Source organism: Pigmentiphaga sp. (assembly GCF_033795525.1).
GTDB lineage: Bacteria > Pseudomonadota > Gammaproteobacteria > Burkholderiales > Burkholderiaceae_B > Pigmentiphaga.
The window spans coordinates 39,409-54,555 of record NZ_JARYGM010000010.1; the positions used below are offsets into that span (position 1 = coordinate 39,409).

16 protein-coding genes are annotated in these 15,147 nt (G+C 66.2%); 14 read left to right on the forward strand and 2 right to left on the reverse strand.

Annotated elements, in window-relative coordinates:
* Window positions 1-4: 4 nt before the first annotated feature.
* Window positions 5-922: a prephenate dehydrogenase gene (locus QHC78_RS17750; protein WP_319746910.1), complete on the forward strand. Its 918-nt coding sequence runs from the start codon at window positions 5-7 to the stop codon at window positions 920-922.
* Between the two features lie 5 nt (window positions 923-927).
* Window positions 928-2,259: a 3-phosphoshikimate 1-carboxyvinyltransferase gene (aroA, locus tag QHC78_RS17755; RefSeq protein ID WP_319746912.1), complete on the forward strand. Its 1,332-nt coding sequence runs from the start codon at window positions 928-930 to the stop codon at window positions 2,257-2,259.
* Here the strand turns inward: aroA and QHC78_RS17760 are convergent.
* Window positions 2,235-2,459, reverse strand: a complete 225-nt coding sequence (locus QHC78_RS17760; protein WP_319746913.1) for a DUF2061 domain-containing protein — start codon at window positions 2,457-2,459, stop codon at window positions 2,235-2,237. The two genes, aroA and QHC78_RS17760, sit on opposite strands and share 25 nt — an antisense overlap.
* A 103-nt stretch (window positions 2,460-2,562) precedes the next feature.
* Here QHC78_RS17760 and cmk point away from each other — a divergent pair, with 103 nt between their 5' ends.
* The 9 genes from cmk to cysM all read left to right on the forward strand — a co-directional run bounded on the left by cmk (window position 2,563) and on the right by cysM (window position 10,888).
* A complete protein-coding gene (gene cmk / locus QHC78_RS17765) occupies window positions 2,563-3,240 on the forward strand; it encodes a (d)CMP kinase (protein WP_319746915.1) in 678 nt (225 codons plus the stop codon).
* Between the two features lie 138 nt (window positions 3,241-3,378).
* Window positions 3,379-5,088, forward strand: a complete 1,710-nt coding sequence (gene rpsA / locus QHC78_RS17770) for a 30S ribosomal protein S1 (RefSeq protein ID WP_319746918.1) — start codon at window positions 3,379-3,381, stop codon at window positions 5,086-5,088.
* Window positions 5,089-5,223: 135 nt separating this feature from the next.
* A complete protein-coding gene (locus QHC78_RS17775; RefSeq protein ID WP_319747037.1) occupies window positions 5,224-5,526 on the forward strand; it encodes an integration host factor subunit beta in 303 nt (100 codons plus the stop codon).
* 150 nt (window positions 5,527-5,676) lie between these two features.
* Window positions 5,677-5,994, forward strand: coding sequence for a LapA family protein (locus tag QHC78_RS17780; RefSeq protein ID WP_319746921.1), 318 nt, complete (start codon window positions 5,677-5,679; stop codon window positions 5,992-5,994).
* A 13-nt stretch (window positions 5,995-6,007) separates the two neighbouring features.
* Window positions 6,008-7,282: a lipopolysaccharide assembly protein LapB gene (gene lapB / locus QHC78_RS17785; RefSeq protein ID WP_319746923.1), complete on the forward strand. Its 1,275-nt coding sequence runs from the start codon at window positions 6,008-6,010 to the stop codon at window positions 7,280-7,282.
* Between the two features lie 171 nt (window positions 7,283-7,453).
* A complete protein-coding gene (rfaE1, locus tag QHC78_RS17790) occupies window positions 7,454-8,401 on the forward strand; it encodes a D-glycero-beta-D-manno-heptose-7-phosphate kinase (RefSeq protein WP_413816487.1) in 948 nt (315 codons plus the stop codon).
* Between the two features lie 15 nt (window positions 8,402-8,416).
* Window positions 8,417-9,406, forward strand: a complete 990-nt coding sequence (gene rfaD / locus QHC78_RS17795; RefSeq protein ID WP_319746927.1) for an ADP-glyceromanno-heptose 6-epimerase — start codon at window positions 8,417-8,419, stop codon at window positions 9,404-9,406.
* Window positions 9,407-9,557: 151 nt separating this feature from the next.
* Complete coding sequence (locus QHC78_RS17800; RefSeq protein ID WP_319746929.1) at window positions 9,558-9,953, forward strand: ComEA family DNA-binding protein; 396 nt, start codon at window positions 9,558-9,560, stop codon at window positions 9,951-9,953.
* Window positions 9,954-9,982: 29 nt separating this feature from the next.
* Window positions 9,983-10,888: a cysteine synthase CysM gene (cysM, locus tag QHC78_RS17805; RefSeq protein WP_319746932.1), complete on the forward strand. Its 906-nt coding sequence runs from the start codon at window positions 9,983-9,985 to the stop codon at window positions 10,886-10,888.
* Here the strand turns inward: cysM and mltB are convergent.
* Complete coding sequence (gene mltB, locus QHC78_RS17810; RefSeq protein ID WP_319746935.1) at window positions 10,861-12,141, reverse strand: lytic murein transglycosylase B; 1,281 nt, start codon at window positions 12,139-12,141, stop codon at window positions 10,861-10,863. The genes cysM and mltB overlap by 28 nt on opposite strands.
* A gap of 84 nt (window positions 12,142-12,225) precedes the next feature.
* On the opposite strand from mltB, the gene QHC78_RS17815 reads away from it, so the two are divergent.
* The 3 genes from QHC78_RS17815 (at window position 12,226) to QHC78_RS17825 (ending at window position 15,025) form a co-directional block, all read left to right on the forward strand.
* A complete protein-coding gene (locus QHC78_RS17815) occupies window positions 12,226-13,146 on the forward strand; it encodes a histone deacetylase family protein (RefSeq protein ID WP_319746937.1) in 921 nt (306 codons plus the stop codon).
* Window positions 13,147-13,343: 197 nt separating this feature from the next.
* Window positions 13,344-14,093: an electron transfer flavoprotein subunit beta/FixA family protein gene (locus tag QHC78_RS17820; RefSeq protein WP_319746939.1), complete on the forward strand. Its 750-nt coding sequence runs from the start codon at window positions 13,344-13,346 to the stop codon at window positions 14,091-14,093.
* 2 nt (window positions 14,094-14,095) lie between these two features.
* Window positions 14,096-15,025, forward strand: coding sequence for an electron transfer flavoprotein subunit alpha/FixB family protein (locus tag QHC78_RS17825; RefSeq protein WP_319746941.1), 930 nt, complete (start codon window positions 14,096-14,098; stop codon window positions 15,023-15,025).
* Window positions 15,026-15,147 lie beyond the last annotated feature (122 nt).

Genomic DNA, 15,147 nt, shown 5'->3' on the forward strand with positions numbered 1-15,147 from the left:
ATCGATGACGCCTGTCCATACGGCCGGCGCCGCACGCCCGCTGGTGCCGGTGCTGGCCGTCGTGGGCGTGGGCCTGATCGGCGGCTCGTTCGCCGCGGCGTTGCGGCGTGCGGGCCAGGTCGGCGAGGTCTGGGGCGTCGGGCGCCAGCGCGCGTCGCTGGAGCAGGCATGCCGGCTGGGCCTCGTGGACCGCGCCGTGGGCATCGAGGAAGCTGCCCGTGCCGATCTCATCCTGATGGCAGTGCCGGTCGGCGCCACCCGGCAGACGCTGGAGGCCTTGGCCCCGCATCTTGCCGGCCACGCCGTCGTCACGGACGCTGGCAGCACCAAGGCCGATGTGGTGACGGCGGCCCGCGAGGTGCTGGGGCCGCGCATCGCGCAGTTCGTGCCTGGCCATCCTATTGCCGGCAGCGAGCGCAGCGGCCCGGCGGCTGCTTTTCCCGAGCTGTACGAGGGCCGCACCGTCATTCTTACCCCGTTGGCCGAGAACGCCGCGCCGTCGGTGCAACTGGTCGAACGGGCGTGGCAGTACTGCGGCGCCGTAGTTCGCAGCATGGAGGCGGACGAGCACGATACGGTGCTGGCTTCGGTCAGCCATGTGCCGCACTTGCTCGCGTTCGCCTACATGGCCCAGGTCCTGGGTGCGGGCGATGCGGCGTTGCGGCTCGACCTGGCCGGCAGCGGTTTTCGGGATTTCACGCGCATCGCGGGCGGCTCGGCCGACATGTGGCGCGATATCTTCCTGGCAAACCGTGACGCGATCATGCGCGAGACCACCGCGGTACGGAACGCCCTGGACGAGTTCGAGCGCGTGATCCGTCAGGCCGACGGGGACGCGCTGCGGGCCATGTTGCAATCGGTGTCGCAGGCCCGGCGCGGCTGGCGCGCAGGCCAGCCTGAAACTCCCGATACGAACGAATGAGCGCCATGACTGACGACCCTCGCCATCCTCCCTATCTGGACCTGGCTCCCGCACGCAGCGCCAGCGGCACGGTGGGCCTGCCCGGGTCCAAGAGCATCTCGAACCGGGTGCTGCTGCTGTCGGCGCTGGCCGAAGGTACGACCCGCCTGACAGGGCTGCTCGATTCGGACGATACCCGCGTCATGCTGGCGGCCTTGCGCAAGCTGGGGGTCTCGATAGCTCCCGGTGCCCGGGCCGATGAAGTGCTGGTGGAGGGGAGCGGCCGGTTTCGCACGGATCAGGCCGATTTGTTCATGGGCAACGCAGGCACGGCGATCCGGCCGCTCACGGCAGCCCTGGCGATGCTGGGCGGCAACTACTCGCTGCACGGTGTTCCGCGCATGCACGAGCGGCCCATCGGCGATCTGGTCGATGCGCTGCGCATGCTCGGGGCGCAGGTGGCCTACCAGGCCAAGGAAGGTTATCCGCCTCTGTCGATAGGCCGCGGACAGCTGGATCTGACCCGGCCGGTCAAGGTCAACGGTTCGGTGTCCAGCCAGTTCCTGACGGCGCTGCTGCTGGCAGCGCCGCTTGCGACCCGGGCCGCCGGCCGCGACTTCGTCATCGAGGTCGAGGGCGAGCTGATTTCCAAGCCCTATGTCGACATGACGCTGAACCTGATGCGCCGCTTCGGCGTGACGGTGGCGCGCGACGACTGGCGCCGGTTCTTGGTGCCGGCGCACTCAGTCTACCGTTCGCCGGGACACATGCCGGTCGAGGGCGATGCCTCGTCGGCATCCTATTTCCTCGCCCTGGGGGCCATCGGCGGCGGGCCGGTGCGCGTCACCGGAGTGGGGCGCGACAGCATCCAGGGGGACGTGGCCTTCGCCGAGACGCTTCGAGCCATGGGAGCGCGGGTGGAGATGGGGCTGGACTGGATCGAGACTCAGGGCGCCCGGGTGGCGGATGGGGAGCGGCTGAAATCGTTTGACGCCGATTTCAACTTGATTCCGGACGCGGCGATGACCGCCGCCGTGCTAGCCTTGTATGCGGACGGTCCGTGCCGGCTGCGCAATATCGGCAGTTGGCGCGTGAAGGAAACCGATCGCATCCATGCCATGCAGACCGAGCTGTCCAAGCTGGGCGCGGGTGTTCAGGCAACGTCCGACAGCCTGACCGTGACGCCGCCACCGGCATGGAAGCCGGCGGAAATCGCCACCTGGGACGACCACCGCATGGCCATGTGCTTCTCGCTGGCAGCCTTCGGCCCGGTGGGACTGCGCATCCTCGACCCCGGCTGTGTCAGCAAGACCTTCCCCACCTACTTCGACGTCTATGCCGGGCTGGTAGGGAGCTGAGCCGGGACGGCGGCCGGAACTGCAGTTTCCCTATGCTTGCGGCCTTCCCAGAACTTGTCGAAGAAATAGTGGACCACCGTATTGACGGCCGGTTCGATGAAGGTCACCGCACCGCTTATGGCGATGCTCCCGGTAATAATGTAGGCGACGCTGAAAGAGGTGACTAGGTGCAGGCCGCCGAAGGTCAAGGTCTTTGCCATCGCCGAGCTCCTTGGGCTGGGTTATTGAGAATTATTATCATTTTGCCCGGGCTTGAGGCTTGATCCAAATTGATCGTTTAAATGTCTTTAATAGGTTGCGTAAATGAGTAGAGTGCCAGCTCCCATGATTGCGATCGACGGCCCCACCGCCTCCGGCAAGGGTACGATTGCGGCGCGGGTCGCCGGCATGCTGGGCTGGCATCTGCTCGATAGCGGTGCCTTATATCGCCTGACGGCCCTGGCGTGCCTGCAGCAGGGGATCGCGCCGGACGATGCGGAACGGGCGGCGGCTGCTGCTACCGCGCTGGACGTGCAGTTCGAGCCCGGCAGCGTACGGATGGGAGGACGCGATGTAAGCGCCGACATCCGCCGCGAGGAGGTCGGCAATTTTGCTTCGCAGGTTGCAGCGCTGGCGCCGGTACGCACCGCGCTGCTCGACCGCCAGCGGGCGTTTCGCCGTCTTCCCGGCCTGGTGGCCGATGGACGTGACATGGGGACGGTTGTTTTTCCCGATGCCGACCTCAAGATATTCCTGGTGGCGAGCGTCGAGGCGCGCGCCGAACGGCGCTATAAACAGTTGATCGAAAAGGGTTTTTCGGCTAACCTCTTAACCCTTTTGCGCGATCTGGAAGCGCGCGATGCGCGCGATACGCAGCGGGCGAACGCGCCCCTGGCTGCCGCGTCCGATGCCCTGGTGCTCGATTCTTCCCACCTCACGATAGACCAGACGGTGGGGCAGGTCATGGACTGGTGGCGCGAGCGATCGGCGTCGCGGGCGTGAATGCGTCCTAGCAAGCCATTCAGAGCAAGCAATTCAGGCCCTCAGCAATGAGGTTTAGCAACTCCACCGATTGGTGCGGTGTCAGGTCGAATGTCTCGACCGCCCCCATGAGGTGCGTAACCCGGTAACACATCAACAATGTCTTCGGTTTCCCAAGCACCTGCCGGCGAAGAAAGCTTTGCCGCCCTGTTCGAAGAAAGCATCAAGCGCCAGGAAATGAAATCCGGCGAAGTCATCACCGCCGAGGTGGTGCGCATCGACCATAACTTCGTCGTGGTCAATGCCGGCCTGAAGTCCGAGGCCTTGATCCCCATCGAGGAATTCCTCGACGACAAGGGCGAGCTCGAAGTCTCCGAAGGCGATTTCGTCTCGGTCGCCATCGACGCGCTCGAGAACGGCTACGGCGACACCGTGCTGTCGCGCGACCGCGCCAAGCGCCTGGCTGCCTGGCTGCAGCTCGAGAAAGCCCTCGAGTCCGGCGACCTGGTCACCGGCACCATCACCGGCAAGGTCAAGGGCGGCCTGACAGTCATGACCAACGCGATCCGTGCCTTCCTGCCCGGCTCGCTCGTCGACCTGCGTCCCGTCAAGGACACCACCCCGTACGAAGGCAAGACCCTCGAATTCAAGGTCATCAAGCTCGACCGCAAGCGCAACAACGTGGTGTTGTCGCGCCGCGCCGTGCTCGAGGCCAACATGGGCGAAGAGCGCCAGAAGCTGCTCGAGACCCTGCACGAAGGCGCGATCGTCAACGGCGTCGTCAAGAACATCACCGACTACGGTGCGTTCGTCGACCTCGGCGGCATCGACGGCCTGCTGCACATCACCGACCTGGCATGGCGCCGCGTGCGTCATCCCTCGGAAGTCTTGTCCGTCGGCCAGGAAATCCAGGCCAAGGTCCTCAAGTTCGACCAGGAAAAGAACCGCGTCTCGCTGGGCGTCAAGCAACTGGGCGAAGATCCGTGGGTCGGCCTGGCTCGCCGCTATCCGCAGGGCACCCGTCTGTTCGGCAAGGTCACCAATCTGACCGACTACGGTGCGTTCGTCGAAGTGGAAGCCGGCATCGAAGGCCTGGTGCACGTCTCCGAAATGGACTGGACCAACAAGAACGTCGATCCCAAGAAGGTCGTTACCCTGGGCGACGAGGTCGAGGTCATGGTGCTCGAGATCGACGAGGACCGTCGCCGTATCTCGCTGGGCATGAAGCAGTGCCGTCCCAATCCGTGGGAAGAGTTCTCGATCAACCACAAGCGTGGCGACAAGGTCCGCGGCGCCATCAAGTCGATCACCGACTTCGGCGTGTTCGTCGGCCTGCCCGGCGGCATCGACGGCCTGGTCCACCTGTCCGACCTGTCCTGGAGCGAGTCCGGCGAGGAAGCCGTGCGCAACTTCAAGAAGGGCGACGAGGTCGAGGCCGTGGTGCTCGGCATCGATACCGAGAAGGAACGCATCTCGCTGGGCATCAAGCAGCTGGAAGGCGATCCGTTCAACAACTTCGTGGCCACCCATGACAAGGGTGCCGTCGTCCAGGGCACCGTGAAGTCGGTCGAGGCCAAGGGCGCGGTCGTGACCCTGTCGGTCGACGTCGAAGGCTACCTGCGCGCTTCCGAGATCTCCTCGGGCCGCGTCGAAGACGCCACGACGGTGCTGAAGGCAGGCGACAACATCGATGCCATGATCCTGAACATCGATCGCAAGACGCGTTCGATCCAGCTCTCGATCAAGGCCAAGGACAACGCCGAGACGGCCGAGGCCATCCAGCGCATGTCCGATGCCAGCGCTTCGTCGGGTACGACCAACTTGGGCGCGCTGCTCAAGGCCAAGCTCGACCAGCGCGAAAATAGCTGATCACCCCCTACGCGCTGACGCGCGCCCCCCTCGAAGGGGGGCGGTACTGGCGGACCGGCAAAACCGGATCCGCCGTGCCCTGGGGAGGCTTACCAAGTTGCCCGGTACGGCGTTCTAAGAGGTTCCATGAACTCCATGACGAAGTCCGAGTTGATCGCCCGATTGGCTGCCCGGTATCCGCAACTGGTTGCCAAGGACGCGGACTACGCCGTCAAGACCATTCTCGACGCCATGGCCCAATCGTTGTCCGAGGGCCAGCGCATCGAGATCCGGGGTTTTGGCAGCTTTTCGCTGTCCAAGCGGCCGCCGCGCATCGGGCGCAATCCCAAGTCCGGTGAAAAAGTGCTGGTGCCCGAGAAACGGGTGCCGCACTTCAAGGCCGGCAAGGAATTGCGCGAGCGGGTCGACACCCATGCGCATGAACCTTCCGGGAACTGACTCCCGGCCCTATCGTCGGCCGGTATCGACTGCCCCGCCAGCCGCCAGGCTCGCGGGGCTTTTTAGTTATGCGTCGCCGGGCCGGCGCCGGGCGCGCACCGCTAGGCCTTCCTCTACAATTGATCCAATTTTCCCACCTGGAGCATCGACATGCGATATCTCGTCTGGGCGCTGAGGCTGGTCGTATTCGTTGTAGTCCTGCTGTTCGCGCTCAAGAATACCGACCGGGTGAACGTCTATTTCTTCGCGGACCATCTCATCAGCGAAGTGCCGTTGATCGTCGTCATGCTGGCCAGTTTCGTGTTGGGAGCCATATTCGGTCTGCTGCTGACCGTGCCCGGCGTCATGCGCCGCCGCCGGGAAATCGCCGCGCTCAGGCGCGAGCTCGAATTGGTCAAGGCAGGGCAGGCAACGACGTCGACCGATGCACCGCCTCCGCCTGATGTGCTTCCCATGACTCCCCTGTAAGGCATAGACGGACGTGGATTTCGAACCCTGGTGGCTGATCGCTATCCCATTGCTGTTCGGCCTGGGCTGGGTGGCGGCGCGGGTGGACATCCGGCAGATGCTCTCCGAGCATCGGAGTCTGCCGGACTCCTACTTCCGCGGGCTCAACTTCCTGCTGAACGAGCAGCATGACCGTGCCATCGATGCGTTCATCGAAGTGGCCAAGCTCGACCCGGAAACCATAGAGCTGCACTTCGCGCTGGGCAGCCTGTTCCGGCGCCGAGGCGAGATCGAGCGGGCCATACGCGTGCACCAGAACCTCCTTCAGCGCGCCGACCTGCCGGACAACCAGCGGGAGCAGGCCTTGCATGCGCTGGCCCAGGACTACCTGCGGGCCGGCATGCTGGACCGCGCGGAGGCTGCCTTCGATCAGTTGAAAGGAACCCGCTTCGCCCCGGACGCCTTGCGCGCCCTGGTGCGCATCCACGAGACCGAGCGCGATTGGCCCCAGGCCATCCAGGCGGTCCAGGCCTTGCAGGGTCTCATCGACGAACCGGTGCCGCAGGCGGTCCATTTCCATTGCGAGGAAGCGGCCGCGGCATTGGCTGCGGGCGATACCGAGGCCGCCCACGCGGCGCTGGATGCGGCGACGCACGCGTCGGTCCAGGCTCACCGCGGCAGCGATGATGCGCCGCATGTGCGCATCGCGATGATGCGCGCCGATCTGGCCAAGCGCGAAGGAGACCTGCGGGCGCAGCGGCTGCACCTGGAGTCCATCCTGGCCGCTCATCCCGAGTACGCGGGCTTGGTGGCCGAGCAATTCCTTGCGAACCACGAGGCCCGCGGCACCATCAACGAAGGGCTGGAGAAGCTGGAAGCCCACTACGCCCGCTATCCGTCCCTCGATCTGTTCAATGCCATATTCCAGGCGCTGCGCCGGCAGCGCGGCTTGGCGCAGGCGTGGAATTTCGCCCGCGCCGCGCTGCAACGCAATCCGTCCCTGCTCGGCCTGGACCGTTTGCTCGAGGCCCAGGTCTCGGGCGAGAAAGCGGCGCAATCCACGGCCGCTCAGCAGGCCTCGGCCAATGTCGTCACGTTGAACAATCCGCAGGCCGACGCCGCCTCTCCCTGGACGCCCGCCGACGACGCCGTGCTGATGCGCAGCCTGATCCACAAGCATACCCAGCGCCTTGACCGCTATGCCTGCCGGGCCTGCGGTTTCAAGGCCAAGCGGTTTCATTGGCAGTGCCCCGGCTGCAACGCCTGGGAAACCTATGCACCGAAACGATTGGAAGAACTGGATGGATAGAGTGGCTTCCCCCTATGCGCCGACGTGCGCTCAGGAAGCGATGCGAGGAGACCGGCGCAGCCGGCTGCGCCGCATCCCGGACCGTAGTCGTGTCGTCCTGCCAGCAGGCATGGCTTCCTTTTCGGCCGCCTATGGCCGGCGGTCGGGGAGCGGCGCATGAACACCGCGATGATGGCAGGGTTCCCTACGGATCAGCAACGCGCGGCGGCGCGCGTGCTGGTAGTGGGGGACGTGATGCTGGACCGTTATTGGTTCGGGGAGGTGCATCGCATTTCGCCCGAGGCGCCCGTGCCGGTGGTGCGGGTGTCGCGCAGCGAGGACCGGCTGGGCGGCGCGGCCAATGTGGCGCGTAATGCCGCGGCGCTGGGTGCGCACGTGACGCTGGTGGGCGTAGTGGGCGACGACGATTCCGGGCGGGCTATCGGGCGTCTGTGCCAGGACGAGGGCGTGACGGCCGACCTGGTCGCCGATCCGGCGGTGCCCACGACCATGAAGATGCGTGTCCTCGGCCGCCAGCAGCAGCTGCTGCGAGTGGATTTCGAACAGCAGCCTTCGCCGGGCGTGCTGGCCGAGTTGACGGCGCGGGTGGCCGTGCACATTGCCGACCATGACGTGATTGTGCTGTCCGACTATGCCAAGGGTGTGCTGGACCAGGTGCAGGATGTGATCGCACTGGCGCGCGCCCGGGGCGCGGTCGTGCTGGTCGACCCCAAGGGGGACGACTACAGCCGCTACCGGGGCGCTACGCTCGTGACTCCCAACCAGTCCGAAATGCGCGAGGCGGTAGGCCGCTGGCGCGACGAGGCCCAATTGACCGAGCGCGCGCAGCACCTGCGGGAGGCGCTCGACCTCGAGGCCTTGCTGGTGACCCGCTCCGAGCTGGGCATGACGCTGTACACCGACGCGGGCCGGGATCACGTGGAAGCGCAGGCGCGGGAAGTGTTCGACGTCTCGGGCGCCGGCGATACCGTGATCGCGACGCTGGCCGTCATGCGTGCGACGGGACTGGATCTGCATACGGCCATGAGATGGGCCAACCTGGCGGGCGGCATCGTCGTCGGCAAGCTGGGAACATCGATCGTCACGCCGGCCGAGTTGCGCGCCGGCCTGGCGATCTAGAACGAGGTATTTGCCATGATCATCGTAACGGGAGCCGCTGGCTTCATCGGCAGCAATCTGGTCAAGGGGCTCAATGGTCGCGGCGAACGCGACATCATTGCGGTCGATGACTTGCAGGAAGGCGACAAGTTCGTGAACCTGGCCGATTGCGATATTGCCGACTACCTGGACAAGAACGATTTCCGCCAACGGGTGGCGAACGGCAGCCTGCCCAAGGTAGAGGCCATCCTGCACCAGGGCGCCTGCTCGGATACCACCGAGCGCAACGGCCAGTACATGATGGACAACAATTACCGGGTCACGCTCGAGCTGTTCGAGTACGCGCAGCGCGCGCGGATTCCGTTGCTCTACGCCTCGTCGGCCGCCGTCTATGGCGCCGGTCCGAACTACGTCGAGGATCCGCGCAATGAAAAGCCGCTGAATGTCTACGGCTATTCCAAGTTCCTTTTCGACCAGGTCCTGCGGCGCCGGCTGGGCACGCTGGCTGCGCCGGTCGTGGGCCTGCGCTACTTCAACGTCTATGGGCCGCGTGAACAGCACAAGGGCCGGATGGCGTCGGTGGCCTTCCACAATATGAACCAGTTCCTCCGCGAAGGGCATGTGCGCCTGTTCGGCGGATGGGACGGCTACGGCGACGGCCAGCAGCAGCGTGATTTCATCTCGGTCCACGACGTGGTCGAGGTCAATCTTCACTTCCTGGGCCGGCCGGTCGCCGGTGTGTTCAATTGCGGAACCGGCCGGGCCCAGCCCTTCAACGACGTGGCGATGGCGGTCGTCAACACGCTGCGCGAAGAAAGGGGCGAGCCCGCCTTGCCGCTGCAAGACCTGGTTGCCCAGGGCCTGATCCGCTACATGGACTTCCCCGACGATCTCAAAGGCCGCTACCAGAGCTATACCCAGGCCGACACCACGCAGCTGCGCGCCGCAGGCTTCACGGCAGCGATGCGGGACGTGCAGACCGGAGTATCGGAATACGTCCGCGAGCTGCGCGGCATGACGGCCTGACCGGCGCGGTCTACGCGTTTTCCCGCTCGGACCGCCCGCCGCCCGCGGCGACACGAGACGGGTTCCAGGGATCAAGCTTGGCGCTGTCCTTGCCAAGCAAGGGCACGATGCGGCCAGCCGGCCGCTCGCGACTTTCCTTCGGAGCCCAGCCATGAATCCATTCCTCGATCCCACCCTGGCCGAACCCGATCCCCGGCCCGTCCGCTGGCATGGCGCCCGCCGCTGCGCAGGCCGCTTCGCGGTCGTCGCGGGCCTGGGGCTCGGCGCCTTGGCCAGCGCGCAGGCCGTGGACGTCAACACCGCGACGCAGGGTCAGATGGAGTCCATACGCGGCATTGGTCCCAAGACGGCCGCCACCATCGTCCAAGAGCGCCGGCAAGGCGGTCCGTTCCTGTCGTTCGACGACCTCGCCGAGCGTGTCCGCGGTTTGGGCTCCAAGCGATTGCAAAGCTTGCGGGCGGCCGGGCTGACGCTCGAGCGCGGGGGCAAGGATGCGCCGCCCGTCATGGTCAATATGCCCCCACGCAGTAAGGGTAAAGAGAACTAAACCGTATCGGCTGGATTATGATGGGGCGCATGAAAAGCTATCCCACCATCGAACAGACCATAGGCAATACGCCCCTGGTCCGGCTCCAGCGTATTCCGGGCGAGCAGAACGCCGCGCGCGGCAATGTCCTCCTCGGAAAGCTGGAAGGCTCCAATCCAGCCGGTTCGGTCAAGGACCGCCCCGCGCTTTCGATGATCGCCCGGGCCGAGGCGCGTGGCGAGATCAAGCCGGGCGACACCTTGATCGAAGCCACCAGTGGCAATACCGGCATCGCCCTGGCGCTGGTTGCAGCCATCCGCGGCTACCGCATGGTCCTGATCATGCCCGATAACCTCTCCATGGAGCGCCGCGCCGCGATGACGGCCTACGGCGCGGAGCTGATCCTGACCCCCGCCTCGCAGGGCGGCATGGAGTATGCGCGCGACCTTGCCATGAAGATGCAGGCCGAGGGCAAGGGCAAGGTGCTGGATCAATTCGCCAATCCCGACAATCCGTTGGCGCACGTCGAGACCACCGGTCCGGAAATCTGGCGCGATACCGATGGACAGGTCACCCACTTCGTCAGCGCGATGGGTACGACCGGGACGATCATGGGGGTGTCGCGCTACCTGAAGGGCCGCAACCCGGCCATCCAGGTCATCGGCGCGCAGCCTACGGAAGGTTCGCAGATCCCCGGCATACGAAAGTGGCCCGAGGCTTACCTTCCCAAGATCTACGATCCATCGGCAGTGGACCGCCTGGAATATGTCACCCAGACTGAGGCCGAGGTCATGGCCCGCCGCCTCGCCGCCGAGGAAGGCATTTTCGGCGGTATTTCGTCGGCGGGCGCGCTGGTTGCGGCGTTGCGAATCGCCGAAACCGTCAGCAACGCCACTATCGTGTTCATCGTCTGCGACCGGGGCGATCGCTACCTGTCCACCGGCGTGTTCAACTGACTCATGTTGCCGGCCATCCGGGTCCGGCGCTCCAGTTCCTGCGCCAGGTCGGCGACCGACGTGGCGTAGAAATAGCTGCGGTTATATTCGGTCAGCGCAAAGAAGTTGGGAGCGGCCACTCGGTACTCGGTGTTGCCGGTCGCGCCGTCGTAGAGATCGATGACTCCCAGAGGCCACCCGGTCCAGCTTTCCGGCAGGTCGGCCACGGGCCGTGCCCGCGCGCCCGCAGCCTCCAGCTGAGACCAGTTCAGCGTGGGCTTCAGGCCTCCGTCGACCAATGCCGCCGGCTCGCCTGGCAGGTGCACCGGCAGGAAGACCGGCTGGCCACGTTGCCATCCGTGCTCGACCAGGAAGTTGGCCACCGAGACAATGGCATCGGAAGGGCTGGCAAGCAGGTCGATGCGGCCGTCGCCATCGCCGTCCACTGCGAACTGGCGCAGGCTGCCCGGCATGAATTGCGGCAAGCCGATGGCGCCGGCATATGAGCCTTTTACCGTTAACGGATCGGTGCCGGTTTCCTTGCACCAGGTCAGGAAATGGGCCAACTGTTCGCGGAAGAACGGACCACGGTCGCTTCGGGCGCCCGCGGGATAGTCGAACGCCAGGGTAGTAAGCGCGTCGATGACGCGGAAATTCCCGGTAACGCGGCCGTAGAAGGTTTCGACGCCGATGATACTGACGATGATCGATGCCGGCACTCCGTAGCGGGCCTCGGCCTGCGCGAGCACGGGGGCGTATTCCTGCTGGAAGGCGATGCCTTCCCGGATCCGGCGGCTTTCGACAAAGCGTGCCCGGTATCGAGGCCAACTGCGGACGGTCGGCGAGGCCGGGGGCAGCACCAGCCGTGCGACCGTCCCGGAGTATCTGGCCTGCTCGAGCACGGCCGCCACTTCGACCGGATCCAGGCCCCGGCCCGCCATCTCGGCAATGAAGGCGTCCTTGGCTCTTGCTGCTGCGGGCGGCGCCGGAGCGGCCTGCGCGGCGCCTGCGGGCGCCGGGCCCGGGGCTACCTCTGAGCCGGCCGCCGCCGCTGAACCCGGTGCCACGGCTGAGCCGCCCGCCCCGCGCACCACCGCAGGTGCCGACGCGGCGGATGCTTCGGCGCCTTGCGTGGCCGCAGGCCCCGGTGCCGCCGGCATGCCCGTGCCGGCCGTGGGCCGGTTCGAGGCGCAGCCGCTAAGGGCCAGCGCGGCCAGGCCGACAGCCATCGTGCCGGTGCGAAAATACGTGGGGAAGCGGCGTTGCAATTTCACGCGTAACATTTCCAGGAGCGATATCGATAGCGTGATGCTGCCGACTGTTCGGCCGCGATGCAAGTCGGGCGCATAATGGAGGCCATGGCTACGCTTTACTTCACGCACCCGGCGTGCAGGCAGCATGAGATGGGCGACGGGCATCCCGAATGCCCGGAGCGGCTCGATGCGATCTCCGACCAGTTGCTGGCGTCGGGCGTGGCGGCGCACCTGCTGCAGCGCGAGGCCCCGCGGGCTGCGCAAGAGGCCCTGTTGCGCGTCCATACCCCGGAGTATCTGGAGTCGCTGGTCGAACGCGCGCCGGTCCGAGGGTATGCCGAACTCGATCCCGATACCGCCATGAACCCGCATACGTATGCGGCTTCCCTGCATGCCGCGGGGGCCGCGATCGCGGCGGTCGACGCGGTGCTGGCCGGAGAGGGCGAAGCCGCATTCTGCGCCGTCCGCCCGCCCGGTCACCATGCGTGCCCGGACCGGGCCATGGGATTCTGCTTCCTGAGCAACGTCGCGATCGCCGCGCGCCACGCGATGGCCCATCATGGCCTGGCCCGCGTCGCCGTCATCGATTTCGACGTGCACCATGGCAACGGCACCGAGGAAGCGCTCGCGGGGGACGATCGGGTGCTGATGTGCGGGTTCTTCCAGCACCCGTTCTATCCGTTCTGCGGTGCGAGTCCGTGGGCCGGCAACATGCTGAACGAACCGGTGCCGGCCTATACCGAGGGGGCGGCGATACGCGAGCTGGTGGCCGGCAAATGGCTGCCTGCGCTAGAGCGATTCCGGCCTCAACTGGTCCTTGTTTCTGCGGGATTCGATGCGCACCGCGAAGACGATCTGGGCCGCATGGGCCTGGTCGAGGCCGACTTCGCCTGGATCACCGCGCAGCTGAGCGAGCTGGCCCGCCGCCATGGGGCCCCGGTAGTGAGCTGCCTGGAGGGAGGCTACAACCTTTCCGCGCTGGGGCGCAGCGTCACGGCGCACATACGTGCCCTGGCGGGGATTTGATGCGCGCGGTGTCGGTATTTACCCGTACTTTCTCCCGGGGAGGGAGAGGTGCCGATTACCTATAATCGAAAGGTTTACTGTCTGGCGCGCGGAGTCGCGGCATGCTTGCGCGGTCCTGTCTATCTGCGGTCTGTCTGCTCTGTCCTGCGCCGGTTCGCCCCAGGCGCAGCCGGTTCACTTAAAACGAGGTTGCATACATGAAGGTGTTAGTGCCAGTCAAACGAGTGGTTGACTACAACGTGAAAGTCCGGGTGAAGTCGGACCAGACGGGCGTGGACATCGCGAATGTGAAGATGTCGATGAACCCGTTCGACGAAATCGCGGTGGAAGAGGCGGTGCGCTTGAAAGAGAAAGGCGCAGCCAGCGAGATCGTGGCGGTGTCGTGCGGCGTGCCGCAGTGCCAGGAAACCCTGCGCACGGCGATGGCCATCGGAGCGGACCGGGCCGTGCTGGTCGAGACGCAGGAAGAGCTGCAGCCGCTGGCGGTGGCCAAGCTGCTCAAGGCGATCGTGGACAAGGAGCAGCCGCAGCTGGTGATCCTGGGCAAGCAGGCCATCGATGACGATGCCAACCAGACCGGCCAGATGCTGGCCGCGCTGCTCGATTGGCCGCAGGCGACCTTCGCCAGCAAGGTGGAGATCGGCGAGGGCAAGGCCACGGTCACGCGCGAGGTCGACGGCGGGCTCGAGACGGTGTCGCTGGCGCTGCCGGCCATCGTGACGACGGACCTGCGCCTGAATGAGCCGCGCTATGTCACGCTGCCTAACATCATGAAGGCCAAGAAAAAGCCGCTCGAGACGCTCAAGCCCGAAGAGCTCGGGGTGGACGTCACGCCGCGCCTGAAGACGCTGAAGGTAAGCGAGCCTCCCGCGCGCAAGGCGGGTGTGAAGGTGGCCGACGTGGCCGAGCTGGTCGACAAACTGAAGAACGAAGCGAAGGTGGTGTGAACATGGCGATACTGGTCGTAGCAGAACATGACAATGCGCACCTGCGCGGCGCGACGCTGAATACGATCGCGGCGGCCCAGCGCCTGGGCGGCGAGGTGCACGTGCTGGTGGCCGGTGCCGGCGTCGATGGCGCGGCGCAGGCGGCGGCCCAGGTCGCGGGGGTGGCCAAGGTGCTCGCGGCCGATGGGCCCGCGCTGGCCGAAGGGCTGGCCGAGAACGTCGCGGCACAGGTGCTGGCCGTGGCCCAGGGCTACAGCCACATCCTTTTCCCGGCTACGGCCTACGGCAAGAACGTGGCGCCGCGGGTGGCGGCCAAGCTGGATGTGGCGCAGATCTCCGATATCGTGGCGATCGCTGCCGAAGATACGTTCGAGCGGCCGATCTACGCGGGCAACGCCATTGCCACGGTGCAGTCGGCCGATGCGGTCAAGGTGATCACGGTGCGTACGACGGCGTTCGATGCCGTGGCGGCTGCCGGAGGCTCGGCGGCGGTCGAGAAGGTGACCGCCGTGGGCGACAGCGGCAAGTCGTCGTTCGTGGGTAGGGAAGTCGCCAAGAGCGACCGCCCCGAGTTGACGGCCGCCAAGGCCGTGGTGTCGGGCGGGCGCGGCATGGGCAGCGCCGAGAACTTCAAGCTGCTCGAGCCGCTGGCCGACAAGCTGGGGGCAGCCATGGGCGCTTCGCGCGCGGCCGTCGACGCCGGCTACGCACCCAACGATTGGCAGGTGGGGCAGACCGGCAAGATCGTCGCGCCCCAGCTGTACGTTGCCGTGGGTATCTCCGGGGCGATCCAGCATCTGGCCGGCATGAAGGACTCCAAGGTCATCGTGGCGATCAACAAGGATGCCGAGGCGCCCATTTTCGGCGTGGCCGACTACGGGCTCGTGGCCGACTTGTTCACCGCTGTGCCGGAACTGAGCAAGGCGCTTTAACGCCTGGCGGCCACCCGCGCTGCGGGTGGCCGCCAGCGGCAGGGCCGACCCCCGCCGCCACACTCCTTCAGGGCCGGCGGCCGGCCTTGCCGCAGGGCCGGCTGCACGGGCCATCGATGTCA